Annotated in this window: 20 protein-coding genes; 6 read left to right on the plus strand and 14 right to left on the minus strand. The window is 68.9% G+C overall.

The genetic code is table 11. The annotated features are described in order from the left end of the window. Positions 1–58: 58 nt before the first annotated feature. Positions 59–268 carry a hypothetical protein gene (locus ACIBLA_RS14735; protein WP_399198762.1) on the minus strand — a complete coding sequence of 70 codons (210 nt, stop codon included), beginning with the start codon at positions 266–268 and terminating at the stop codon, positions 59–61. 575 nt (positions 269–843) lie between these two features. Here ACIBLA_RS14735 and ACIBLA_RS14740 point away from each other — a divergent pair. From ACIBLA_RS14740 to ACIBLA_RS14750, 3 genes are all read left to right on the plus strand, one after another. After that, positions 844–1167, plus strand: coding sequence for a carboxymuconolactone decarboxylase family protein (locus ACIBLA_RS14740; RefSeq protein ID WP_399198763.1), 324 nt, complete (start codon positions 844–846; stop codon positions 1165–1167). Positions 1168–1362: 195 nt separating this feature from the next. After that, entirely contained in the window at positions 1363–2640 is a 1278-nt protein-coding gene (locus ACIBLA_RS14745) for an MFS transporter (RefSeq protein ID WP_399198764.1), read from the plus strand. Positions 2641–2811: 171 nt separating this feature from the next. Continuing rightward, positions 2812–3555 (plus strand): alpha/beta fold hydrolase, encoded by a 744-nt coding sequence (locus tag ACIBLA_RS14750; RefSeq protein ID WP_399198766.1) that lies wholly within the window; start codon positions 2812–2814, stop codon positions 3553–3555. 222 nt (positions 3556–3777) lie between these two features. On the opposite strand, the gene ACIBLA_RS14755 is transcribed toward ACIBLA_RS14750, so the two are convergent. The 11 genes from ACIBLA_RS14755 to ACIBLA_RS14805 form a co-directional block, all read right to left on the minus strand. Next, entirely contained in the window at positions 3778–4653 is an 876-nt protein-coding gene (locus tag ACIBLA_RS14755; protein WP_399198767.1) for a 3-hydroxybutyryl-CoA dehydrogenase, read from the minus strand. Positions 4654–4682: 29 nt separating this feature from the next. Further along, positions 4683–5858, minus strand: coding sequence for an acyl-CoA dehydrogenase family protein (locus tag ACIBLA_RS14760; protein WP_399198768.1), 1176 nt, complete (start codon positions 5856–5858; stop codon positions 4683–4685). 76 nt (positions 5859–5934) lie between these two features. Continuing rightward, the gene (locus tag ACIBLA_RS14765; RefSeq protein ID WP_399198769.1) at positions 5935–7311 is read right to left on the minus strand and encodes an MmgE/PrpD family protein; all 1377 of its coding nucleotides are present in this window, start codon (positions 7309–7311) and stop codon (positions 5935–5937) included. 169 nt (positions 7312–7480) lie between these two features. Continuing rightward, entirely contained in the window at positions 7481–8893 is a 1413-nt protein-coding gene (locus ACIBLA_RS14770; protein WP_399198770.1) for an aldehyde dehydrogenase family protein, read from the minus strand. 282 nt (positions 8894–9175) lie between these two features. Continuing rightward, positions 9176–9922 (minus strand): enoyl-CoA hydratase/isomerase family protein, encoded by a 747-nt coding sequence (locus ACIBLA_RS14775; RefSeq protein ID WP_399198772.1) that lies wholly within the window; start codon positions 9920–9922, stop codon positions 9176–9178. Further along, complete coding sequence (locus ACIBLA_RS14780; RefSeq protein ID WP_399198773.1) at positions 9919–11526, minus strand: class I adenylate-forming enzyme family protein; 1608 nt, start codon at positions 11524–11526, stop codon at positions 9919–9921. The genes ACIBLA_RS14775 and ACIBLA_RS14780 overlap by 4 nt, the downstream gene beginning before the upstream one ends. Beyond that, positions 11526–12701 carry a MaoC family dehydratase N-terminal domain-containing protein gene (locus tag ACIBLA_RS14785; RefSeq protein ID WP_399198774.1) on the minus strand — a complete coding sequence of 392 codons (1176 nt, stop codon included), beginning with the start codon at positions 12699–12701 and terminating at the stop codon, positions 11526–11528. Before ACIBLA_RS14785 ends, ACIBLA_RS14780 begins: the two co-directional genes overlap by 1 nt. Positions 12702–12745: 44 nt before the next feature. After that, positions 12746–13918, minus strand: coding sequence for an iron-containing alcohol dehydrogenase family protein (locus tag ACIBLA_RS14790; RefSeq protein ID WP_399198775.1), 1173 nt, complete (start codon positions 13916–13918; stop codon positions 12746–12748). Positions 13919–14015: 97 nt separating this feature from the next. Next, on the minus strand, positions 14016–15098 hold the full coding sequence (locus ACIBLA_RS14795; protein ID WP_399198776.1) for a zinc-binding dehydrogenase: 1083 nt from the start codon (positions 15096–15098) through the stop codon (positions 14016–14018). Between the two features lie 52 nt (positions 15099–15150). After that, the gene (locus tag ACIBLA_RS14800) at positions 15151–16338 is read right to left on the minus strand and encodes a CaiB/BaiF CoA transferase family protein (RefSeq protein WP_399198777.1); all 1188 of its coding nucleotides are present in this window, start codon (positions 16336–16338) and stop codon (positions 15151–15153) included. Between the two features lie 45 nt (positions 16339–16383). Next, a complete protein-coding gene (locus ACIBLA_RS14805; RefSeq protein ID WP_399198778.1) occupies positions 16384–17799 on the minus strand; it encodes an aldehyde dehydrogenase family protein in 1416 nt (471 codons plus the stop codon). Positions 17800–18098: 299 nt separating this feature from the next. On the opposite strand from ACIBLA_RS14805, the gene ACIBLA_RS14810 reads away from it, so the two are divergent. The 3 genes from ACIBLA_RS14810 to ACIBLA_RS14820 all read left to right on the plus strand — a co-directional run bounded on the left by ACIBLA_RS14810 (position 18099) and on the right by ACIBLA_RS14820 (position 20325). Further along, on the plus strand, positions 18099–19025 hold the full coding sequence (locus ACIBLA_RS14810) for an NAD(P)-dependent oxidoreductase (RefSeq protein ID WP_399198780.1): 927 nt from the start codon (positions 18099–18101) through the stop codon (positions 19023–19025). A 34-nt stretch (positions 19026–19059) separates the two neighbouring features. After that, a complete protein-coding gene (locus tag ACIBLA_RS14815) occupies positions 19060–19446 on the plus strand; it encodes a carboxymuconolactone decarboxylase family protein (protein ID WP_399198781.1) in 387 nt (128 codons plus the stop codon). A 177-nt stretch (positions 19447–19623) separates the two neighbouring features. Beyond that, positions 19624–20325: a 2,3-diphosphoglycerate-dependent phosphoglycerate mutase gene (locus tag ACIBLA_RS14820; RefSeq protein WP_399198851.1), complete on the plus strand. Its 702-nt coding sequence runs from the start codon at positions 19624–19626 to the stop codon at positions 20323–20325. A gap of 827 nt (positions 20326–21152) precedes the next feature. On the opposite strand, the gene ACIBLA_RS14825 is transcribed toward ACIBLA_RS14820, so the two are convergent. Beyond that, a complete protein-coding gene (locus ACIBLA_RS14825) occupies positions 21153–22193 on the minus strand; it encodes an NAD(P)-dependent alcohol dehydrogenase (RefSeq protein WP_399198782.1) in 1041 nt (346 codons plus the stop codon). Positions 22194–22230: 37 nt separating this feature from the next. Further along, positions 22231–23646: an aldehyde dehydrogenase family protein gene (locus ACIBLA_RS14830; RefSeq protein WP_399198783.1), complete on the minus strand. Its 1416-nt coding sequence runs from the start codon at positions 23644–23646 to the stop codon at positions 22231–22233. Positions 23647–24391 lie beyond the last annotated feature (745 nt).

Raw genomic sequence — 24391 nt, forward strand, 5'->3', positions numbered from 1 at the left:
TCGGAAACTGAAGACGTGTCCGTCACAGCGCCCAATGTAGCGGAGCCCGATCAGGAATTCATACCTGCGAACTCGTGAAGCGGGGTGGCCGTTTCTCGGCGGAGAGCGCGGTCCCCTCGGCGAAGTCCGCCGCGAGCGTCGCATCGCGGACCGGATCGTGGGCAACGACAACTGCGGGGGCCGCGATCTCCGCGAGGAAGGTGATCGCCGGGCCGCGCGAATCATCCGCAATCCAATCGCAGAGGTCGGGGAAGCCATCGCCCAGCACCCCAAGGCCGAAATGGCCTCGTCGGCCGGGACGATCCCAGTGTCTTCGAAGACCATGGCGCACCCCGCCGCCGCGACGCTACTACCTAGACGCCGCATGGTCGGCAGGGCCTGGCGCACCGACGGAGCACCTCGGTACGCCGGCCGTGCGAGGACCGCGACCACTCGTCCAAAGCCGTGGCGGCGGCGTCGACTACGCGGTTGACGTCCTCGGCCTTGCCCCCGAGGGGCGGTGGCGAAGACCTCCGCCGTCACCGGAATCTCGACCTCGATGCCCCCGTCCCGGCGGACGGCACCCACTCGCCGCCGATCAGCACCTCACGCGACGGTCGATCACATCAACTTCCCGGCTTCATGAGACCAGGAACAGCCGCCAGGGATGTTCCTGGGCCACCGGTGTGACGCTCATGCAAAAAGACCCCTGCGCACGAGCGTTGACACGCCTGGTGCGGGACCTTACCGTCGATCGCACATGCGGTCTTGAGTTCTCATATACGAACACCTTCATTCTCGAAGCACAGCCGTGTCAAGAGCCGGCCGCCGAGATCTCGTTCATCGACCCAAAGGGACAGGTTCATGAAGGTTGGCTTTATCGGGCTCGGTGCCATGGGCACCGGGATGGCGCTCAATCGACGCAAGGCTGGATGCGACCCCGTCGTCCACGACCTGCGCAGGGATGGAGTTAAGCCGCTGGAGCAGCCCAGCATCGGCATGCTCACCGTGCTCAACCGCCCTGCCCAGCTCAGTCACCACATCGAGGGCGCACTCAACAACGGCTGTACCGTCGACGACCTGAAGGAAGTCCTCCTCCAGACTGACGTCCACTGCGGACTGCCCGCCGCCGGTGAGACCTTCCGTGTCGCAGAAGAGGTCCTGCGCACCCGCGGACTCCTCGACTGACGCTCGCTCCTCAGAGCCTGCGCGGCGCAACCCCGCACCCTGTCGACTGACCGGTTCTGCCCGGTTGTCGGCCCTTCAGACGCCTCGACGAAGCCGCGACGACCACAGGGAGATGCAATGACGCACTCACCAGAAAAGACGATTCCTCCCGCCGCAGCACCCGGTTCACCGACCGAAGAAGCACCTCCGCCAGGAATGAGGCGAGTCGCGACCGCCAGCTTCATCGGCACCGTGATCGAGTTCTACGACTTCGGCATCTACGGCACAGCGGCCGCCTTGGTATTCCCCCAGATATTCTTCCCGGCTCTGGGCCAAGCCGAAGGCACCATCGCCTCGTTCGCGGCCCTCGGTGTCGCCTTCGTGGCCCGGCCGTTCGGCAGCATCCTGTTCGGCCACTACGGCGACCGCCTAGGACGCAAGAAATCCCTGATCGCCACCATGCTGCTCATGGGCCTGGCCACCATCCTCGTCGGCTGCATGCCGACCGCCAACCAGATCGGCGTGGCCGCACCCATCCTGATCGTGGTGCTGCGCGTCCTCCAGGGGCTGGCAGCGGGCGGCGAGTTCGCCGGCGCCGTCCTCTTCTCCTCCGAGCACGCCCCGCAGGGCAAACGCGGCTTCTGGTCGTCGTTCCCCAACCTGGGCGGAGGCGCGGCGATCATTCTCGCCAACGCCACCTTCTTCCTGACCGCGGTGTTCATGAGCGAGTCAACGTTCGTAAGCTGGGGCTGGCGTATCCCGTTCCTCTCCAGCTTCCTGCTCGTCCTCTTCGGACTCTGGGTACGGCTGCGGATGGACGAGACCCCGGTGTTCAAGAAGCAGGCCGCACAGGCCGGTACGTCCCGGATGCCGTTCGTCGAGGCGTTCACCCACCAGCCCAAGCAGGTGCTGCTCGCCGCGGGCACGGTGATGGTCGCATTCGCGCTGACCTACATCGGCGGAACCTACCTGGTCAGCTACGGCACGGCAGTACTCGAACTGCCACGCAGCTTCGTCCTGGGGATGGCAATGGTGGGTGGCCTGTCGATCTCTGCCGGTGTGGTACTCGGCGCGGTCCTCTCCGACCGCATCGGACGGCGCTGGGTCATAGCGGGCGCGGCCTCCGTGGCCGTCGTATGGGCACTGGCCCTGTTCCCCATCCTCGACATCGGCTCCCGCACGGTCTTCGCGATCGGGCTCCCGGTGACAATGTTCATCTCCGGGGTCGCCACCGGACCACAAGGAGCGTTCCTCTCCGAGCTCTTCCACACCCGCTACCGCTACACCGCGGCCGGTCTCAGTTACAGCCTGGCCGGCATGCTCGGCGGCGGTGTGCCACCGCTGATCGCCGCCTCCGTGATCGACTCCTTCGGAGGCTTCGTCTTCGGCTGCATCCTGGCCGGCGTCTGCCTCGTCAGCCTGGTCTGCGTGCTCACCGTCGGCGAGACACAACAGCTCGAACTCGATCGGGACACCGCGGAAGCCACGGTCTGACCCCGTCCGAGGCAGGGACGGCAGGCCAGTATCGGCCCCGAGACAGCTGTGCCACCCACGTCCGCGATCCGGGCGTGGGTGGCACAGGCTCCATCGTTACAGCGGCACCGCGCCCGCTGACCCCAGCGGAACCTACCTCACATCTCACCAGAAACCAGGAGGTGACCTGCGATGTCCGCAGCACCGATCTCGGCGCATCCTCCCTTCGTGCTCCTTCACGGCGGCCGACACGGCGGCTGGTGCTGGAAGCGTGTGGCCTCTGCGCTCAGGCAAGCCGGACACGTGGTGTACACGCCCACGCTGACGGGACTCGGCGAGCGATCACATCTGCTGAATCCAGAAATCGGCCTGGACGTTCATGTTCAGGACCTCGTGGCCACCTTCGAGTTCGAGGACATCGAGGACGCCGTTCTCGTTGCCCACAGCTACGGTGGCATGGTCGCGTGCGGCGCGATGGAACGAATAGCCGACCGCGTCAGGAGGCTCGTCTTTCTCGACGCGCACTTCCCCCGGACCGGGGAGTCACACTCCGACCTGGTCGGTCCCAGTCGTGCCGCAGAACACGTCGCGATGGCGGAGCGCGGCGGCGAGGGCTGGTACATCCCGCCCTCCGACGCCTCCTGGTACGGCGTCACCGACCCGGACGACGCAGCCTGGGTCAACAGCCGCACCACGGCACAGCCGTTGAAGACGTACCAGGACCCAGTAGGCAGTACGGACCGCGCCTGGAGCCACCCCGGCATGTTCATCGAATGCGTGCCGTCGTCCCAACAGCCGCACATCCTCGAAAGGGCACGCAAGCGACATGCCGAGGACCCCGCGTTCCCTTATCGCACCCTTCACGCGACGCACGATGCCATGGTCACGGCACCCGAAGCGGTGACCGAACTGCTCCTTGAGGCGACGAACCAGTGATGAACCAGCGAGTGGATCACCGACGTCCCACCTGCTCGGACACCACGGAGCATGTCTACGGACCAGCCGCTGACGCGGTCACCAGGGGGCGTACGCCTGGCGTACTCCCCGGTGCGGGAACACGAAGCCCAGCAAGTCAACCGCCGAACCGGAACGGGAAATACTCTGGCCCGTCCGGCGCCGTGGCCAGCAGGCCGACGGGATGCCGTCAGCCTGCTGCCCTTATGCGGCTTTGCCGGGGGAGTACGTGTAGAAGCCGATACCGGTCTTGCGACCGAGGTGCCCCGCCTGGACCATCCGCTGCAGCAGGGCCGGCGGCGCGAGGTGAGGTTCGCGGAACTCCGCGTAGAGGGATTCGGCCACGGCCAGGATGGTGTCGAGACCGATGTGATCCGCCAGCCGCAGCGGACCCATGGGGTGTGCGCAGCCGCGGACCATACCCTCGTCGATGTCGTGTGCAGCCGCGAAGTCGGACTCGAACATACGAACCGCCGCAACGATGTAGGGAATGAGAAGGGAGTTGACAACGAACCCGGCCCGGTCCTGGGAGACGATCACATGCCGGCCCAGGGTCTCGGCGGCGAAGGCGCGAATCCGCTCCCAGGCCGCGTCGGCGGTCGCCAGCGACGGAATCAGCTCGACCAGGTCGAGGACCGGCACAGGGTTGAAGAAGTGCAGGCCCACCACCTGGCCGGGGCGGCTCGTGGCGGCTGCGAGCTTCATGATGGGGATGGACGAGGTGTTCGACGCGAGCAGCGCGTCGGCACGGATCATGGCCTGGTCGAGGGCGACGAAGACTCGCAGCTTCAGCTCCTCGTCCTCGGGCACCGCCTCGATGGCCAGGTCACGGTCGGCGAAGTCCGCGAGGTCGGTGGTGAACGCCACCTGCTTCAGGGTCGCATCGCGGTCGTCCGCGGTGAACTTGCCCCGCTCCACCGCGCGGGCCAGGGAGCTCTCGATCCTGCCGCGCCCGGCCTCGACGGCCCCGGCGTCGACTTCGTAGACGAGGGTGTCGAGGCCCCTCCGGGCGCAGAGCTCGGCGATTCCCGAGCCCATGAGTCCGCAGCCCACTACGCCCACGGTGCGCACGTCATTCATACTCGTGTTCCTTGTCATCGTGGGGCTCCTCATACACCGGGCAGGTTGCGTGCCATGACGATGCGCTGGACCTGGTTAGTGCCCTCATAGATCTGGGTGATCTTGGCGTCGCGCATCATGCGCTCGACCGGGTAGTCACGGGTGTACCCGTAGCCGCCGAGGAGCTGGACGGCGTCCGTGGTGACCTCCATGGCGACGTCGGAGGCGAAGCACTTGGCCGCCGCCCCCTGGAAGGTGAGGCCGCCTTCCGTGCCTCCGGCGGAGACGCGCTGGGACGTGGCCGCGGCCGAGTACGTCAGCTGACGGGCGGCCTCGATCTTCATCGCCATGTCGGCGAGCATGAACTGGATGCCCTGGAAGTCGCCGATCGGCTTGCCGAACTGCTTGCGCTCCCGGACGTACCCCTTGGCGTAGTCGAGGGCGCCCTGCGCGATGCCGAGCGCCTGCGCGGCGATCGTGATGCGGGTGTGGTCCAGGGTCTTCATCGCCGTGGCGAAGCCCGTGCCCTCCTCGCCGATCATGCGGTCGGCCGGGATGCGAACGTTGTCGAGGTAGACCTCACAGGTCGGGCTGCCCTTGATGCCGAGCTTGCGCTCCGGGGCGCCGAAGGAGACACCCTCGTCCGACTTCTCGACGACGAACGCCGAGATCCCCTTCGAGCGCTTCGTCGGGTCGGTCACGACCATCACCGTGTAGTACTCCGACTCGCCCGCGTTGGTGATCCAGCGCTTCACACCGTTCAGGACGAAGAAGTCGCCGTCCCGGACCGCCTGCGTCTTCATGCCGGCCGCGTCCGAGCCGGCGTCCGGCTCGGAGAGACAGTAGGAGAACATCCCGTCGCCCTTGGCCAGCGGCGTCAAGTACTTCTTCTTAAGGTCCTCGGAGCCCGCGAGGATGACAGGCAGCGAGCCGAGCTTGTTCACCGCGGGGATCAGGGACGAGGACGCGCAGACCCGCGCCACCTCCTCGATCACGATGACCGTCGCCAGGGCGTCCGCGCCCGCGCCGCCGTACGACTCCGGCACGTGCACCGAGTGCAGGTCGGCGGCGACCAGGGCGTCCAGGGCCTCCCGCGGAAAGCGCGCCTCCTCGTCAACCGCAGCGGCGTGCGGCGCGATCTTCGCCTCGGCCAGAGCGCGGATCGCGTCCCGGAGCATGCCGTGCTCCTCGGCCGGGCGGTACAGGTCGAAATCATTCACGGACATCTCACCCCAACATCTATGGCACTCAGTACCCGCCGAACCTCAACGCCGACGAGCGTCACGCAGCGGCACAGCCCCCTCAGGAGTGGGAGTCGGCACTGGTCGCGAACTGGTCGGCGAAGGTCACGACGTCGTCGAGGTCCTCCAAGGCAACCGCGGTCTTGATCCAGGCGTCGGTGTCGACACCGCTCAACGCGTCGCGCCACTTCGCAGACAGCTCCGACCAGGTCGGGGCCCCGCGAAGGCTGTGGCCACGAGGGTGGTCCACGCGCCGGGTCACGGTCCTTCCGTCCGTCAGGTCGATGGCAACGACCGCGCCTCGTCCGTTCGGCTGGTCGCGATCGAGGTCGGGGTCCACACGAAGGGTGATCCGCTGGCGTAGCGCCAGGAACACGGGGTCCGACTCGATCTCCGGGAAAGCGGATCCGGCCAGACTGATCCCGCCACGGGTCAGGGCCACGCCCAGCATGTCCTGCAGGCAGATGTTGTGCATGGTCCGCCCGTCCACCACGCGCATCGCGTTGCCCGGCATGCCGACGCGTATCGAGCCGATCATCTCGGGGGTGATCTCGTGCTCCGCCACCAGAAGCATCGCGGCCTCGACGGCGGCATGGATCGGGTAACCGGCGCGCAGGAACTTGAAGTTGGCGCCGGTCACCGCGAAGTCGGTTCCGAGGCCGCGAAGAACGCGCTCGCGCCCGTCCTCCACGCCCCAGGCGTCGAGCAGCCCGTGGCGCTCGCCGATGACGTCGGCGACTCCTTCCATGCCGGCCTCGGCCATCAGCGCGGCACCCACCCCGGCGGAGGCGTACTGGCCGTTGCAGAATGCCTTGCTGACGTGGTTGTCCTCGCGGAACAGCGCGCACAGCCCGTTGGCCCGGAACGTGGCCAGGGCCATCGCGTTCGCCGTCTGACGGGGATCCAGCCCAAGCAGCCGACTGCAGGCCACGGCGGCGCCGACGGCGTGCAGGAAGTCCGAGTGCAGGTGGAACTCGTCCTTCAGCCGGAAGAGGCCGCCGCACGCGTCGATCAACCGGGTGCCGACGTCGTAACCCAGCACCACAGCGTTGACCAGGTCACCCCCCGAGCAGTGCCGTAGCTGGGCGACGGCAGTCGCGGCGTGGACAAGCGTCGCACCCGGGTGACCGCCGACGACGTGTGCGCCGTCGATCTCGTCGGCGTGCCCCGCCGTTCCGTTCGCCAACGCGGCGAGCTCGGCCGACGAGCGGTGTGCGGTTCCCAGCACCTGAGCATCGTCGGAGGCGGTCTGGCCGGCCACGTAACGGGCTGCCAGCCGGCCGGCAGGGCAGCCCGCGCCGAAGTACGAGCTCGCGAGTTCGTCGAGGATGACGAGTTTCGTTCGCTCCCGAATGTGGCTGGGGATCGCGTCGACACTGGTGAACGCGGCATACTCCGCGAGCGTGCCGGTCAGCTGCGGTTTCTCCGTCGCCTGCATCTAGGTCCTTTCCTCTCCAGTCCGGCCCGGCCGCCGACGCAGTGCGGGCGATGTCGATCAGGACGTCACCGGAACCGAGGTCCCGGCGGCCGAGCGTGGTGGGTCTGAACTACTCGCCCGGTCCGGCGACCGAACGGGCGTCGACAGTCGTCGTGCCGCTCCCCGTCCGTCAGCCGATGGACTTGTACTCAAGGAATTCCTCGATGCCGTACCGACCGAACTCGCGGCCGATCCCGGAGAGTTTGAACCCGCCGTGGGGCGCCCGCTGGTTCACCGCCGAGCCGTTGATCCGGATCCGGCCGGTGCGCAGCTTGCGGGCGAGCGCTCGGGCGCGTTCGTCGTCGCCGGCCCATATCGCCCCGGCCAGGCCGTACTGGGTATCGTTGGCGATCCGGAAAGCGTCCTCTTCGTCGTCGAACGGGATGATCACGACGACGGGTCCGAAGATCTCTTCCCGGGCGATGCGCGAGGTGTTGTCACCGGAGAAGACGGTGGGCCGGACGAAGAAGCCCCGGTCGAGTCCCTTGGGGGCGTCCGGGCCGCCGGTGAGCAGCCGCACGCCCTCGTCGAGGCCGGAACGGATGTAGTCACGGATACGCTGCCGCTGGTGGACGTTGGCGACCGGACCGAGCGTGGTGGCCGGGTCGTACGGGTCCCCGAGCACGTAGCTCTCCGCCTTGCGGATAGCGATCTCCTCCGCCTCGGCGAGGCGGGACCGCGGGACGAGGACGCGGGACAGTCCGCCGCACACCTGGCCGGAGTTACGGAAGGCGTCCTCGATACCGACCTCGATCGCCCGGACGAGGTCGGCGTCCTCCAGGATGACGTTCGCCGACTTGCCGCCTAGTTCGAGCGCGACCTTCTTGACGGACTGCGAGGCCAGCTCCATCACCCGACGGCCGGCGCGGACGGACCCGGTGAGCGAGACCATGTCGACCAGCGGGTGGGTGACGATGGCCTCGCCGACCTCGGGGCCAGTACCGGAAACAAGGTTGAACACCCCGTCGGGCAGGCCGGCCTCGGCGACCATCTCGGCGAAGATGAACGAGCTCAGCGGCGCGACCTCGGTGCCCTTGAGCACGACGGTACAGCCAGCGGCCATGGCCGCCCCGGCCTTCATGCAGATCATGCGCATGGGCCCGTTCCAGGGCGTGATCGCGCCGACCACGCCTGCGGCCTCTCGTGCGACGACGGTGTGGCCGACCTGCTCCTCCCAGGTGATCTCGGGCAGGCTGTCGGCGATGCTGAGCAGATCCTCCACGGCGGAGGAGCCCTGGGACTGGGTGGCGACCGTGTAGGGCTGGCCGATCTCGCTGACGACGGCCCGGGTGATCTCGTCGGCGCGCTCCTCCGTGAGGTCGGCCAGCTTGCGCAGGAAGGCCGCCCGCTCGTCGACCGACGTCCGCGACCACGCCGGGAACGCCTCGGCAGCGGCGCGGGCCGCGAGGTCGACATCAGCGGCGGTCCCTGCCGGGATCGTCGCGACCGGCTCCTCCGTGACCGGGTTGATCACCTCGATCACATCGGTGCCGGCGGAGGGCACCCATTTTCCGTTGATGAAGATCTGGTCGCGTTCACTCACCGAACACACTCCTCGAACATCGTCACTGATGGTCACGCCACACAAGAGCATGGGTTCGCATATAAGAACTATCGATCAGAATTACGACTAGCACGCTATGGCCCTTGCCTGACGGTGTCAACGCCGCTCCCCAGGTGAAGCAGTGAGCCAGGCTCGATCCGTTCACGGTGCCGGCCTGGCGACACCGCGCCCTCGCAGGCAGGCGAACGACCGAGCCCTCAGCCCAGTGCCTGTCACCATTTCGGGGACGGCCTCAGCCGATTCGCGACCCGCCATGCGTCACTACGACCCCCCGAAGTGAGGGGGGCGCTTCTCGATCGACGCCGCGATGCCCTCGGCGAAATCAGCGGTTCCCAGGAGGGCGGCCTGCGCGGCCGCCTCGCGGTCGAGAGCGGCGGAGACCTCCGAGACCAGTGAGCGGCGCAGCGTGGCCCTGATGGACGGCACCGAAAGCGGGGCCGACTCCGCGATGCGGGTCGCGAACTCGACCGCGGCTTCGCGTGGGTCATCCGCCACCGCGTCGCACAGGCCCATCTCGACCGCTTCCTGCCCATCGACCGAGCGGCCCGTGTAGAGCAGTTCCTGGGCGCGCTGCGGGCCGACGGCCCTCGGCAGAGTGGCCGACAGCGCGAAGCCCTGATGGAAGCCGAGGCGTGCGAAGTTCGCCGTGAACCGGGCTCCGGGAGCGGCGATCCGGAAGTCCGCCGACATCGCCAGTCCGAGGCCGCCTCCAACCGCGCCGCCCTGCACCGCGGCAACGACCGGTTTGCGGCCGGAGAACAGCCGGAAAGCCTGCCGGTAGATGCGGCGGATACCCTCTTCGCCCACTCCCCGCAGGTCGGCGCCGGCGCAGAAGTGCTTCCCCTGCGCGCACAGCACCACGCTGGTGACGTCCTTCTCGTCGTCGAGCGCGAGAAGGGCGTCGGCCAGCTCGGTCAGTAGCGCTTCGTCGAAGAAGTTGTTCGGAGGACGTCTCATCTCCAGAAGCACGACCCGGCTGGCGACCGACTCGCGGACGATGTCACTCATGCGGCGTCTCCCCTCGTGGCGGCGAGTTCGGCGCAGGCCTCCGCTGCGAGCCCCTTCTTGTCGATCTTGCCGGAATGCGTCGTGGGGAGGGGCACCTGTTCGATCCGCCACCGGGTCGGCACCGCGAACGAGGCCAGCCGGGAACGCAGCTCGCGGTCGAGGTCGTCGGCCGTGCGGCCGTTCTCAACGACGACCACGGCCATGACCTCCTCCCCCAGGTCGGGGTGCGGTACGCCGAACACGGCGGACTCGACCACGCCTCCGACACCCGCCAGGGCTTCCTCCACAGCGGCCGGGGCGATGTTCTCGCCGCCGCGGATGATCATGTCCTTCGCCCGGCCGGTGATCCAGAGGTAGCCCTCCTCGTCGAGGTGCCCGAGGTCGCCGGTGTGCAGCCAGCCCTCGTCGTCGATGGGTGAGTCGTCGTCGCCGAAGTATCCGATCATCTGCGTGGGGCACCGGATGAGGATCTCGCCGTCCTGGTGCTCGGTCGGGTCGAGGATCTTCAGCTCGACGCACGGCAGCGGGCGCCCGCTGCTGCCCGGCCGCGCGGTGGTGTCCTTGCCGGACGCCGCAGTGGCCTGGCCGCCGTTCTCGGTCAGCCCGTACCCGGTCGCCACCCGTGGCTCGATCCCGGGCAGCCCGGCGCGCAGTTGAGCGAGGAACTCCGAGTGCACCGGAGCGCCGCCGACGGTGATGGAGCGGACCGATGTCAGGTCCCGGCGGCGCACCTCGGGGTGCTCAAGCACCCGCGAGACCATGGTCGGCACGGCGCTCCACCGGACGATGCGCCACTGCTCGATCAGCCGCAGCACTTCGGCCGGATCGAACTTGCCCGCCGACATGACCAGCGTGTCTCCGACCGTGATCGCCCGGATGAGGGTCTGGATCCCGCCGATGTGGAACATCGGCCCCGTGTGCAGGCCGGCGTCCCCGGTGGACTCGTCCACCTGCTGGGGCAGCCGCCGGGTGATGTGCAGCAGCATGTGCAGCCCGGCGAGCAGGGACCTGTGCGAGAGCACGACCGCCTTGGGCTTGCCGGAGGTTCCCGAGGTGAAGACGAACGCGGCGGGATCGTCCTCGCGGTGCGGGCCCGCGAGCGGGGCAGGCTTCGTGCCACCGGCGTCGGGGACCTCGCACGCCCAGGGACCGACAGGGATGTCGTCGGGCAGTGACCGCGCCCCGCGCGAGTCGGCGAGCACGAGGCTCGGCTTCAGGAGAGCGATGCTGCCGGCGAGCTCGGTGCGCCCCCACCATGCGTTGCCGAGGACCGGAACCGCCCTCGCGGTCACGCACGCCCAGAAGTTGATGATCCATTCCGGGCTGTTGAAGCCCAGCAGCAGGACCCGGTCACCCGGGCGCAGGCCACCCGCGCACAGCTGGGCGGCCTTCGCCTCGGCCGCGCGGCGCAGGCCGGCGAAGGTCACCACGATGTCGCCCTGCACGATGTGGGGCCGGTCGCCCCAGCGGTCGGCGAACGCGAGCAGGCCGGCGATGTCGCGGGGCCGCTCGGTGTAGGTGCGGAAAGGGATGCCGCGGACCTCCTCGGCGCCGATCTCTTTCCCCCACGCCACGAGTGTGGGCACCACCTGCTGTTCGCCCATCACGACGTCTCCTCGGTGCGGCGCGGGAGGGCGACGGTCGCGGTGCCCGGCATGCAGTTCTGCTCCCGCTGGTTGTAGGCCCAGGTCTCCAGGCGCACCACGGCGTCGCCGTCGGCGTCGATCTCCTTGGCAACGACCTTGCCGCCCAGACGCACGACATCGGAGAGGTAGACATGCGCCCGGTACTGTCCGTGGATCGCCTTGACCGAGCCTGCGTCGCCGATCCAGTGCGTCAGCGAGTGCAGTTGCCAGCAGGTGCGCTGGATGCCGACGTCGTAGGCGATCTGCGCGCCCTGCAGCTGCGCCGCGTAGTCGTTGTAGTGCACCGAGTACACCGGTTCGAGGGCGTGTGTGTTGGGGTCGCGGAAAGCCCACTTCGGGTGCTTGCGGTAGCGGCGCAGGGCGACGCCGTGCGCGGACAGCCGCGGGATCGGGGCAGCGCCGGAGGCGACGTAGGCGATCTCGTCGGTGAGCCCGATGGGGCCCTTGGTGATGGTGTCGAGCTCGTCGCCGACCTGCACGTCGTCCCAGTACCGCGGCTCCGCGCCGCGGGGGGTCTCCGCGAGGATGTCCTCCTCGATCCGCTCCAGCTCGGCGTCGGCCCAGGGGTGGGGCAACTCGATCGCGCGGGACTTGCGGCGCTTTTGCATCTCGCTGCGCTCGAAGCGCATCCGCGAGCAGATGAACCGGGCGACGAGTACACCGTCCTGGTTCCAGTACTCCTGGCGCAGGTAGTCCTTGATCCGGCGGCCGCCGAAGCTGCTGTCGGTGGGGCCGTCGAAGCCGTCGAACCAGACACGGGCCGTGATCTTGTCCCCAACCCGGATGGGGGCGTGGAAGGTCACGTCGGTCTCGGCGTGGAATCCGCCGAGACCGCGCCAACCGACCTGCACCGAGCCGAGGCAGGCGAAGATGAAGCTGGGCGGCGCGACGATCTCACCGAACCGGCCCGAGGCGGCGTACTTCTCGTCGGTCCAGAGCGGATTGTCGTCGCCGATACCCTCGGCGAACCGCAGGATGGCCAGCCGGGTGGCGTACTCGTTGTTGACACAGGCGTCCGTACGCAGTTCCGTGCCGATCAGCTCGCGCATCTGGGCGAGCATCTCGTCGGTGAACCTGCCGGTGGCCAGCTCCTTGCCGATCCCGGCGTCCTGCGGGGTCTCGGTCGTTGTCATCGCACTTCCTCGGGTGATCGTCGTTGGTGGTCCGGGGGGCGCCGTCACCAGGCGCTGTCGAGCAGGTCGTGCACGTCCTGGGCCTCGGGCACGCGCGGCCCGGCGCTGATCGCCCAGTCGTCCATCGCGTGAGCGACCACCTCGGCGAGCGACTCCTTGGCCACACCGATGTCCTGAAGCCGACGGGGGGCGTCGAAGACCTCCAGCACGCGCTCCACCCCAGCGATGGCCCCTTCCGCGCTGCGGTCCGCAAGCCCCAGGTAGTCCGCGATCGCCGCCAGGCGGTGGCCCACGACTTCGGCGTTGAAGCGCATCGCGTGCGGCAGCAGGAGAGCTTCCACGACCCCGTTCGGGGCCGAGGACCGCGGGCCGATCGCGTGCGAGAGGGCCTGCGCGAACCCACCACCCGTGTAGTCGCTCCCTTGTCCGCTCATGATCGCCGCGAGCATCAGCTGCAGACGCGGAGCCGCGGCGTCCGGCTCCTTCGCGACGCGCGGAAGCCAGGTCACGACCGTGCGCAGGGCATGCGCCAGTACGGCGTCGGCGAGCGGGTCGACCCGGCGTGACTGCAGGCCCTCCATGGCCATCGAAAAGATGTTCAGAGCGGCCGACCAGCTCAGCCGCGGGGGTGCGGTGAGCGCCATGGTGGGGTCGAGCACGACTCCCTGGGCGCGGGCCTTCGGGTCGTAGAGGGCGAGCCGCTCCCCCGTTTCGGGGTCTCGCACAGCAGCGCCCGCCTTGGCGTAGGCCGTTGTCGGCGAGCTCGGCACCACCCACTGCGGCAGTTTCGGCACCGTCAGCTTCGGGCTCACGAGCCTGCCGTCCGCTTCCCGCCGAGTGCACAGCTCTCGCACGTCCTTGCCCTCGCCGAGCAGGATCGTGGCGGCGCGCGCGGTGACCACTGACGACCCACCGCCGACGGCGATCACCGCGTCCGCGTCGTGGTCGGCCAGGAACGCCCGGGCCTGCTCGACGGAGGGGAGCGGGCTGTGCTCCTCGACACCGTCGAACTGGCCCGCGAGCCGGTCGCCGAGTGCCTCGTGGAGCCTGCCCATCGCGTCGCTGTGCGCGGCGACGGCAGGGATGCAGACGATCACGGCCCGTCGCGCCCCGACCCGCGCCAGCTCGCGCGGCAGCGCGTCGAGCGCGCCGTCACCGGCGAACGTACGGAAGGCCGGGCTCAGGTGTCGGATTCTCGGATCGGGTTCAGGACTCACGTGCAGTCGCTCCTTTGGTCGAGTCGCGTCGCCGCGACCGGTCAGGCCGCACCGGTTGACGTACCTGGCGATCGGATGGGTCCGCCGCCGGCTGTGGTCACAGGTCCAACTCGACGACCGCGCGGCCGCGGACACGGCCGTGGTGCAGGTCGTCGACCGCGGTGTTGAGCTGGTCGAGCGAGTAGCGGTCGGTCACCAGGGCGCTCGGGTCGAACCTGCCGTCGCGGACCCAGTCGACGAAGGTCGTGAAGTCGCGCAGTGGGTTGCAGCTCCCGCCGACACAGCCGACCAGTTGCTTTTCTCCGGTGAGCAGATCCATGGCGTCCAGTTCGAAGGGCACCCGTGGGATCCCGACGAGCACGTCCGCGCCACCGCGAATCCCGGAGCCCCGGATCCCGGGGCGCACTGCCGCGAGGCTGACCGGGAGGTTCTTCCCGAGCCCGGTGCAGTCGAAGGCGAAGTCGACACCACGGGTGCCGTCGGTGTGCGGGGTCAGTGCCCGGATGACCTCGACGGGGTCACCGGCGCGGGCGTCGACCACCTCGGTCGCACCGAACTGCTCGGCCAGTCGGAGCTTGTCGGTGTCGATGTCGACCGCGATGACCGGCGAGGCTCCCAGGATCGACGCGCCGGCGATGGCACACAGGCCCACACCCCCGGCGCCCCAGACCGCGACACTCTGTCCAGGCCGGACCTCGGCGGTATTCATCACCGCGCCGGCGCCGGTCATCAGTGCGCAGCCGATGACCGAGCCGAGATCGAGCGGGGTGCCCTCCGGGGCCTTGACCACCCACTGCTCGTCGACGACGGCGTGGGTGCCCCAGGTGAACGTGTTGTGCGTGCGTGCCTCGTCCCCGTCGGGGAACACGATCCGCGACGGCACCGGTGGGCGGCCGGTGAGCGGCGTACGCGGGATCCAGGTGGTCAGGACTTCGTCGCCGGGACGGACGTAGTCGACCTCCTTCCCCACCTCGACCACGGTCCCGATCGACTCGTGTCCGAGCAGCATGGAGCCGGTCCGGTTCGGATCGAAGATCCGGTCCAGCTGGCTGTGGCAGACGCCGAACGCCCGCTGCCGGACGACGACCTCGTACGGGCCGAGGGCGTCGAGTGTCACGTCACGCAGCTGGAGCTGCTCCTGTCCCGCCGGCAGCACCGCGATGCGCGCGTCCACGGCCATGTTCTGTGCTCCTTGTCCACTGTGATCACGTCCGAGCCCTGATGGCGGACGCTCAGATGACTCCTGCGTCGCGCAGTTTCGCGATCTGGTCCCCGGACATCCCGAGCTCCGAGGCCAGCACCGCGTCGGTGTGCTCACCCAGTCCCCCCGACCGTGTCGGCTCGACCATCGGCGAGTCGGACAGCAGCAGCGGGCTGCCCAGGGTGGTGAAGGAACCCTTCGCGTCGGTGACGGTCCGCAGGACACCGCGGGCTCGGACGTGCGGGTCCTCCAACAGCTCCGGCAGGGTGACCACCGGAGCGCACGGGATCTTGAGGTCCTTGAGCCTGCGGGCCAGGTCGTCCTTGGCCCGGGTCCGGGTCCAGCGGCCGACGATGGCGTCGACCTCGTCCATGTGATCGCAGCGCCCGGTCATGGTCGCGAACCGCGGATCGTCGGCCTCCGGTTCCTGCATCAGCCCGCACAGACGCTTCCAGTGCGCGTCGGTCGGGCACAGCACGGTGACCCAGCCGTCAGTGGCCGGATAGGCGTTGTAGGGCGCGACCGACATCCCGCCATGCCGGTTACCGGTCCGCTCGTGGTTCGCGGTCCCCTCGCTGAGCAGTCCGGCGATGTTCGAGGTCAGCGAGGGCAGGATCGCGTCCTGCAACGAGACCTCGACGTGCTGCCCGCGGCCGGTGCGGATGCGCTGGAACAGCGCTGCCAGCACACCGGCGAGGATGTGCGCGCCGGCCATGAAGTCGACCACTGAGGGCCCCGTGCGGACGGGGGCACCGTCCTCGAACCCGGTGGTGCTCATGATCGCGGTGCGGGCCTGGATGGTCAGGTCCATCGCCGACTCCCCCGCGTAGGGGCCGAACGAGCCGAAACCCGTCCCCGACGCCATGATCAGGGCCGGGTTGACCTCACTGAGCTGCTCGTAGCCCAGGCCGAACCGGTCCATCGCCCCGGGCGAGAGGTTCTGCACGAGGACGTCCGCGTTGCGGACCAGATCGCGCAGCACCTCCTGCCCTGCCGGGTTCTTCAGGTCCAGCCGGATCGTGCGCTTGCCGGAGTTGAGGAAACGGAACTGGATGGGCGTCCCGTCCTCGTCCATGGCCGGCAGGTGCCGGTACGGGTCGCCTTCCGGTGATTCGATCTTGATGACGTCCGCACCCAGGCGGGCCATCAGCATGGTGCAGTAGGGGGCGAAGTAGAACTGTCCGACACAGATCACCTTCACTCCCTCGAGGGCAGTCATCGCGGGCCTCCGTAGGGTCCGTTGGCGTTGGCGTTGTCGCGCACGTCATCCGATCGACTGGTACTCAAGGAACTCCTCGATGCCGAAGCGGCCGTTCTCCCTGCCGATGCCCGAGAGCTTGAACCCGCCGTGTGGTGCCCGCGGGTTGACGGCCGAGCCGTTGAGCCGGATGCGGCCGGTGCGCAGCCGCAGCGCCACCTCACGGGCGCGGTCGGTCGTCGCGGCCCAGACACCGCCCGCCAGTCCGTACTTCGAGTCGTTGGCGATGGCGATGGCCTGTTCCTCGGTGTCGAACGGCAGGATCGTCACCACCGGCCCGAAGATCTCCTCCTGGGCGATCCGCATGTCCGGGCGCCCGGACATGACGGTCGGCTTCACGAAGTAGCCCCGGTCGAGGCCCTCGGGCTGGTCGGGCCCGCCGGCGACCAGGCGGGCACCCTCGTCGAGGCCCGAGAGGATCAGGGCGCGTACCCGCTCGCGCTGCGTGCCGGTGACCACCGGCCCCATCGTGGTCTCCGCGGCGAACGGGTCGCCGAGCACAAACTTCGCGACGGTGGCAGCGGCGATCTCCTCTGCCTCGGCGAGCCGGGCCCGTGGGACGAGCATCCGGGTCAGCCCTCCGCAGACCTGACCGCTGTTGCGGAACGCGTCCGCGATACCGGCGGCTACTGCCCGCTCCAGGTCGGCCTCCTCAAGGATGAGGTTCGCGGACTTGCCCCCGAGTTCGAGAGAGACACGCTTGACCGCCCCCGAGGCCAGCTCCATGACCCTGCTGCCGGCGCGCGGGGACCCGGTCAGCGAGATCATGTCAACCTTGGGATGCGTCGTGATCGCTTCGCCGATCTCCGGCCCGTTGCCCGACACCAGGTTGAACACACCGGCGGGCAGCCCGGCGTCCAGGGTCGCCTCGGCGAAGAAGTACGAGCTCATGGGCGCGATCTCCGTGCCCTTGAGCACCACCGTGCAGCCCGCCGCGATGGCAGCGCCGACCTTCATCGCGATCATCAGCAGCGGGACGTTCCACGGGGTGATCGCACCGACGACGCCCACGGGAGCCCGGTGCACCAGGGTGTCGCCGACCTGGACGTCCCAGTCGACCTCTTCCTCCAGCGCCTTCGCGGTGTTGCGCAGATGCGCCACGGTCGAGAGCGTCTGGTGCGCGGTCGCGATGGACAGCGGCTCGCCGATCTCGGTCACGATGGTCCGGGTGATCTCGTCGGTGCGCTTCTCGACGATGTCGGCGAGGGTCCGCAGCACAGCGGCACGCTCGGGCAGTACGGACCCGGACCAGGAGTCGAAGGCCGAGGCCGCGGCCTCGGCGGCACGCTCGACATCCTGGGCGTCCCCGCGGGGGACGGTCGCGAAGACCTCCTCGGTGACGGGGTTCTCGACCTCGATCACCCCGGCGCCCGCCGACGGCACCCATTCGCCGTCGATCAGGACGTCACGTCGCTCGATCACGTCAGCCTCCAGGGCCACACAGCACCACCGGCGAGTCAAAGCTCACTCCGACCGATGCCCGCGCCAATGAGTAGAAGTTCATTATTACGAACTTGAGTCCGCAATTACAGTCATGAGACTAAAGTGGACCCATGCCACTGTCAACGGAGGCGGGAGTCGCCCGCGGCATTGACACGTACGCGCCCGCATCCTACGTTTCATTCGCTCATACGGTCGCGTGTTCGTAAATGCGATCACTGTATGGGGAGTCGCGGCATCACAAAGCCGCTGCTGTCGTTTCACCGGCGAAAGGACAACGCATGAAGGTCGGTTTCATCGGGCTCGGCGGCATGGGATCGGGCATGGCGCACAACCTGCGCCGAGAGGGCCACGACCTCGTCGTCCACGACCTGAACCGTGCCAGCGGGACGCCTCTGGAGGAAGCCGGGGCGACGTGGGCGGACTCGGTCGCCGACCTCGCGCAGTCGGCCGACGTGGCCTTCACCTCCCTGCCCGGCCCCGCGGAGATGCAGCAGGTGGGACTCGGCGAGAACGGGCTGCTGAGCGCGCTCAAACCCGGCAGCGTCTGGTTCGACCTGACCACCAACTCCCCCACCGTCGTCCGCGAGGTGCACGAGACCTGCCGCAAGCACGGCGTCGAACTCTTCGACGCCCCGGTGAGCGGCGGACCCAAGGGCGCACGCTCGGGCAAGCTCGCCATCTACGTCGGTGGCGACCGTGAGGCGTTCGACCGGCACGGCTCAGTGCTCGACGCCATCGGCGACCAGGTCCTCCACGTCGGTGAGATCGGCGCAGGCAACACCGCGAAGCTCGTGCACAACTGCGGCAGCATGATCATCCGCATGGCGATCTCCGAGGTCTTCACGCTGGGAGTCAAGGCCGGTGTCGAGCCCTCCGCTCTCTGGCACGCCATGCGGCAGGGCGCGATCGGACGGTCACGGACCTTCGACCGGGTCGGTGACCGGTACCTCCAGGAGGCCTTCGACCCGCCGTCGTTCGCGCTGGCCCTGGCGAACAAGGACCTCCGGCTCGCCCTGGAGCTAGCCGAGCAGCTCGATGTCCCGATGCGCTCCGCCCAACTGGTCAAGGAGGACTTCCAGGAGGCGCTCGAACGCGGATGGGGCGACCGGGACTCGCAGACGCCACTGCTCCTGCAGAACGAGCGGGCCGACGTGACGATCCGGCTCTCCCCCGAAGAGGTCCGGGCCGTCCTCGACCAGGGCTGAATCGAGCCGCATTCACTCACGACCAGGAGAAGACGTGGACACGACGGACGAAATGAACACCGGTCGCCGCATCATGAACGACCTCATGGGCGATGGCTACGTCGAGAAGAAGGACCGGAGCCGCAACAGCTTCAACGACGTCATCCAGGACTACTCGGCGGAGGTCTGCTTCGGGCGCGTATGGGCCCGCGAGGGCATCGACCGCAAGACTCGCAGCATCGTCAACCTCGCCATCCTGACCGCGCTCAACCGCCCGGCACAGCTGGCCCACCACGTGGAGGGCGCGGTCAGGAACGGCTGCACCGTCGACGAGATCAAGGAAGTCCTGCTGCAGACGGCGGTCTACTGCGGTCTGCCCGCGGCCGGGGAGGCCTTCAAGGTCGCGGAAGGTGTCCTGCGGGCCGACGGTCACCTGGACTGAGTCCGCCCTGTCCGTACGAGGCCATCACACTCGCCGGCGGTGCCGCCACCCATGACAGGGCATCACCGGCGCGTGGTGGCACGCCTCGGCTTCACGGAAATCTTGCCAGGCCCACGTTCACGTGGACGCCGACACGTGAACAGGCACGAAAACCGAGAGGACCGGCAGTTCATCGACATGCGCACGCTGATACTCCTTCGGCACGGCGAGAGCGTCTGGAACGCTGCCGACAGATTCGCCGGGTGGGTGGACGTCCCACTGTCGGACGTCGGCCGCAAGGAAGCCGCCCGATGTGGCGCCCTGCTCGCCAAGGCCGGTCTTCTCCCCGATGTCGTCCACACCTCACTCCTGCGGCGCGCGATCTCGACCGCCGACATCGCACTCGACATCGCCGATCGGCACTGGATTCCGGTACAGCGGACCTGGCGCCTCAACGAACGGCACTACGGCGCCCTCCAGGGCCGAAGTCGCGAGGATGTCCGGACCCAGTTCGGCGACGAACGGTTCATGGCCTGGCGCCGGTCCTACGACGTTGCTCCGCCTCCGGTCGAGCAGGGCGCCATCGTCGGCCGGGAGCGCGACGAGCGTTACCGACACCTCGGCGTCACCGTTCCCGCGACCGAGTCGCTGAAGGACGTTCTGGTCCGTCTGCTCCCCTACTGGGAGTCGGCCATCTGCGCTGACCTGCGCGTCGGCCGGACCGTTCTGCTCGTCGCGCACGGCAATGTCCTGCGCGCCCTGATCAGCCACCTCGAACGGATCCCCAGCGACGCGATTCATCAGGTCACGGTGCCCACCGGCGAACCCATCCGGTACGAACTCACCGACAGCCTCACGCCGATAGGCGGCCGTGGCCTTCCGCTCGACAGCACCCCCTGAGCAGTGAGAGCGGCCGGTCACGAACCCCGACCCACCGTGTGGCGATACCTGGCACGGGGCCCGGCCACGGAATCGTGGCTGACACCGATGGCTCCATCTGCAAGTTCTTGAGCGAGAAAAGAAGGCAGGCATACCGGTGGTGACCGGAGCCCGCGGCGACGTCGATGATGGCCAGCAGCACCGCGTACTCGGCCGTGAGCCGTAGAGCGCGGCCCGCGCGTCCACCTCCGCGGGACCCGATCCCCGTAAGGAACGGCTGGACGTCTCCGAGCGGGCTGCCCCGGCCGTGCTGAGCCGGCCCGGGCACCGCGCGACAGGACAGTCGCGCGGTGCCCGGACTGCGACCAGCGGCTATCGTGCCGGGCGTCCCGTCGCCGTTGGGGGTCTCCTCCCGCAGCCCGCGGAACCGCAGGGGGCCGAGCGAGCCGCCTCCGGTCACCAGGCGGTACCCGCCCGCACCCCATACCACCCAGCGTCCGGCTGCCCGGGGAGCGAACTCGGGCTACAACAGGCGGCGCAGCGACCCGACATGACGGCGCACCACATCTGTCGGCACGATGCGGTGGGCACGGGCCCACAGCTCGTCGACGATCCCGCACTCACGACGACGGGCAGGCCCGTACCGACAGCAGTGCCAGGAGCGCCCTTTCCTGGGGGCGCCCTGTGTCAGCCGGTTCGCCGACACCCGGGTCACCCTGAACCGCCGGGCCACTTCCCGGCCCGTCGATGCGGCGTCCCGGCCGACGCACGCCTGACGCCAGCCGGCGCCCCGGACGGCCGATTCTGCCGGGACGGCGCGGCTCGCCCGGCGACCGTCGGTTTGTCACTCAGGTCTCGGCGATGGTCGCGACGTCGAGCACGAACCGGTAGCGCACGTCGCCCGTAGTGAGGCGGTCGTAGACCTCGTCGAGTTCCTTGGCCGCGATGACCTCCACCTCGGCCTTGATGCCGTGTTCGGCGCAGAAGTCGAGCATCTCCTGCGTCTCCGGCATGCCGCCGCTCATCGAACCGGCCAGCGTTCGGCGGTTCGTCAGCAGGGTGTACGGGTCGATGCGCAGCGGCTCGTCGGGCACCCCGAGGTTGACGAACGTGCCGCCCAGGCCGAGCAGGTCGAGGTGGGCGGACAGATCGTAGTTCGTCGGGACCGTCGACACGATCAGGTCGAACGAGTCGCGCAGCGCGTCCAGGCCGCCGGTCGTCCGGTAGTCGTCCGCGCCGAGGCGCTCGGCGTCGGCGCGGCGGTCCTCGGTGAGTTCCAGGACCGTCGTGTGTGCGCCGAGGGCGTGGGCGATCTGGACGCCGATGTGCCCGAGCCCTCCGAATCCCAGTATGCCGACCCGCTTGCCGGGGGCCGCGCCCCAGCGCCGCAGCGGCTGGTACATGGTGATGCCCGCGCAAAGCAGGGGGGCCGCGGCGTCCAGCGGCAAGACGTCCGGGATCCGGGCGACGAACCGCTGGTCGACGACCACGAGCTCGCTGTAGCCGCCCAGGGTGGTCGCCCCGTCGCGGCCGACGCCGTTGTAGGTCAGCACCTTGCCGCGACGACAGTAGGACTCCTGGCCCCCGCGGCAGGCGAGGCAGTCCCGGCACGAGTCGATGAGGCAGCCGACGCCGACGCGGTCGCCGGGGGCCAGGCCATCGACCTCGGCACCGACCTCGCGGACGACGCCGGCGATCTCGTGGCCAGGCACGATCGGGTAGCGGGTGTGACCGAACTCCGCGCGGGCGTGGTGGACATCGGTGTGGCAGACACCGGAGTAGGCGATGTCCAGAAGGACATCGTCCGGGCCGACATCGCGGCGCTGGACGGTGATGGTGCTGAACGGTGCCGTCGGACCGGTCATGGCCCTGGCCTGTGTGGTGATCACGCTGAATACCTCTCGCTGGCTCGCCGGGGCTGGGGTTTCAGCTGATGAGCGACTGATATTCGAGGTACTCCTCGATCCCGTACCGGCCCATCTCCCGGCCGAAGCCCGACCTCTTGAGGCCGCCGTGCGGGGCGCGCATATCGATCGGGGCGCCGTTGATCCGTACGCGTCCGGTGCGGACGCGCCGCGCCACCTCCTCCGCCAGCGACGGGTCGGCCGCCCAGACCGCGCCGGCGAGCCCGTAATTGGAGTCGTTGGCGATGGCGACAGCCTCATCCACGTCGTCGAACGGGATGATGACGACCACCGGCCCGAAGATCTCCTCCTGGGCCAGCGTGCTGTTGTTGTCGCCGGTGAACACGGTCGGCCGCACGAAGTAGCCTCGGTCGAGGTGCCCCGGCGCCTGTGGGCCGCCCGCGACCAACCGCATCCCTTCCTCCACGCCGATCTCGATGTAGCGGCGCACGCGGTCGCGCTGCACGTCGGAGACCACCGGTCCGAGGGTCGTGGCCTCGTCGCGGGGGTCGCCGATCACATAGCCCGTCGCCTTCGCCGCGGCAATCTCCTCGGCCTCGGCCAGCCGGCCGCGGGGAACCAGGATGCGCGAGAGCCCGCCGCAGACCTGGCCGGAGTTCCGGAAGGCGTCGCCGAGCCCGTCGATGACGGCCTTCTCCAAGTCGGCGTCCTCAAGAATGATGTCGGCGGACTTGCCTCCGAGTTCCAGTGCCACACGCTTGACCGACCGCGACGCCAACTCCATCACCCGGCTGCCCGCGCCCACCGAGCCGGTCAGGGAGACGATGTCGATGAGCGGATGGGTCGCGAGCGCCTCGCCGACCTCCGGTCCCGTTCCACTGACCAGGTTGAACACGCCCTCGGGCAGTCCCGCCTCGGCGGCGGCCCCGGCGAACAGGAACGAGCTCAGCGGTGCGACCTCGGTGCCCTTGAGCACCACGGTGCAGCCTGCGGCAATGGCCGCTCCCGCTTTGAGGGCGATCATCCGCAGCGGCCCGTTCCAGGGGGTGATCGCCCCGGCCACGCCCGCGGGTACTCGCCGTACTATTGTGTTGTCGAGTCGCTCCTCCCAGATGATGTCCCTCAGGCTCGCCGCGGCGATGCGCAGATCTTCGATGGGGGCGGCGGTCTGTGAACGGCGAGCGACCCCCACCGGGGTGCCGACCTCGCTCACGATCGTGCGGGTGACCTCCTCGGCCCGCGATTCCAGGATTTCGGCGAGGCGCGCGAGCACCGCGGCCCGCTCCTCGATCGTCGACCACGACCAGGACTCGAACGCCCGCGCAGCGGCTCGGGCAGCCCGGTCGACATCGTCGGCGTTGCCGCGCGGCACGGTCGCGATCGGCTCCTCGGTGGCAGGGTTGACGACAGTCAGGGTCCCAGTGCCCGCCGAGTCGACCCACTTGCCGTCGATGAAGATCGTGTCTCGTTCGATCACGGCTGTCTCCTTTGCGATCACCGCCGAGGACGCAGCGCCACACTCAAGAGGCGATCGCATATACGAACGACTGTTTCCTATTGCGATCGGTGACGGTACAGCGCCCGACGGCCACGGTCAATGCCGAGACTGTGACGTTCAGAAGTGAGCGCGGGCCGACCGGGCGCCCGACACAGGACCACCGACTCCACCCCGGCCCACCAGCCCAGCAGCAACTTTCACGCGGGGGCGTACCCCGACTTTGCCCCCGACTGACACCGGCAGGCACCGATCGCCACCCGGCACCCGCGGGCGGGCGCGCGCGGCCATAACACCGCCGCCGGCACACAGAACTCGGCGAACCCAACTGACGTCGCGCCCGCACACCGCTCGCGCGCATGCCGACCGGTGCGACGGGCCTCGACGGCATCCGCACAGGCGACTTCAGGACGACGGCCGAACAGCCGCGCCGTTCCGCCGCGGGTGGAGTCGTTCACACCCGTTGACAGGACCAGTCGCCCACCTTAGGTTACCTGCAGTCGCCACTACGATCGCTTGATCGTATATACGAACCCAATTTGCCCGCTGTGGATACGCCAAGGTCTGTCGGATTCATCCGTGGTGATGCTGCGACGACCATGGCGAGCGGGTCACACAAGCCGCAAGACACGTTCTCCCCGCACTCTCCGATCGACGCCAGCGGCCACCGACTTCTACCAGGAAGCTGGAGCAGTCACGGTCGTGACCACGCCGTGGTCGTGCGACG

Source organism: Streptomyces sp. NPDC050433, assembly GCF_044458565.1.
In the GTDB taxonomy this organism is placed as follows: Bacteria; Actinomycetota; Actinomycetes; order Streptomycetales; family Streptomycetaceae; genus Streptomyces.

Bases quoted from the DNA above. Each gene is read 5' to 3' on its own strand.
- ACIBLA_RS14755 (WP_399198767.1), bottom strand. From the start codon at position 4,653: ATGAATGACGTGCGCACCGTGGGCGTAGTGGGCTGCGGACTCATGGGC.
- ACIBLA_RS14780 (WP_399198773.1), bottom strand. From the start codon at position 11,526: ATGGGCGAACAGCAGGTGGTGCCCACACTCGTGGCGTGGGGGAAAGAG.
- ACIBLA_RS14760 (WP_399198768.1), bottom strand. From the start codon at position 5,858: ATGTCCGTGAATGATTTCGACCTGTACCGCCCGGCCGAGGAGCACGGC.
- ACIBLA_RS14765 (WP_399198769.1), bottom strand. From the start codon at position 7,311: ATGCAGGCGACGGAGAAACCGCAGCTGACCGGCACGCTCGCGGAGTAT.
- ACIBLA_RS14800 (WP_399198777.1), bottom strand. From the start codon at position 16,338: ATGACTGCCCTCGAGGGAGTGAAGGTGATCTGTGTCGGACAGTTCTAC.
- ACIBLA_RS14795 (WP_399198776.1), bottom strand. From the start codon at position 15,098: ATGGCCGTGGACGCGCGCATCGCGGTGCTGCCGGCGGGACAGGAGCAG.
- ACIBLA_RS14810 (WP_399198780.1), top strand. From the start codon at position 18,099: ATGAAGGTCGGTTTCATCGGGCTCGGCGGCATGGGATCGGGCATGGCG.
- ACIBLA_RS14785 (WP_399198774.1), bottom strand. From the start codon at position 12,701: ATGACAACGACCGAGACCCCGCAGGACGCCGGGATCGGCAAGGAGCTG.
- ACIBLA_RS14775 (WP_399198772.1), bottom strand. From the start codon at position 9,922: ATGAGTGACATCGTCCGCGAGTCGGTCGCCAGCCGGGTCGTGCTTCTG.
- ACIBLA_RS14820 (WP_399198851.1), top strand. From the start codon at position 19,624: ATGCGCACGCTGATACTCCTTCGGCACGGCGAGAGCGTCTGGAACGCT.
- ACIBLA_RS14740 (WP_399198763.1), top strand. From the start codon at position 844: ATGAAGGTTGGCTTTATCGGGCTCGGTGCCATGGGCACCGGGATGGCG.
- ACIBLA_RS14745 (WP_399198764.1), top strand. From the start codon at position 1,363: ATGAGGCGAGTCGCGACCGCCAGCTTCATCGGCACCGTGATCGAGTTC.
- ACIBLA_RS14750 (WP_399198766.1), top strand. From the start codon at position 2,812: ATGTCCGCAGCACCGATCTCGGCGCATCCTCCCTTCGTGCTCCTTCAC.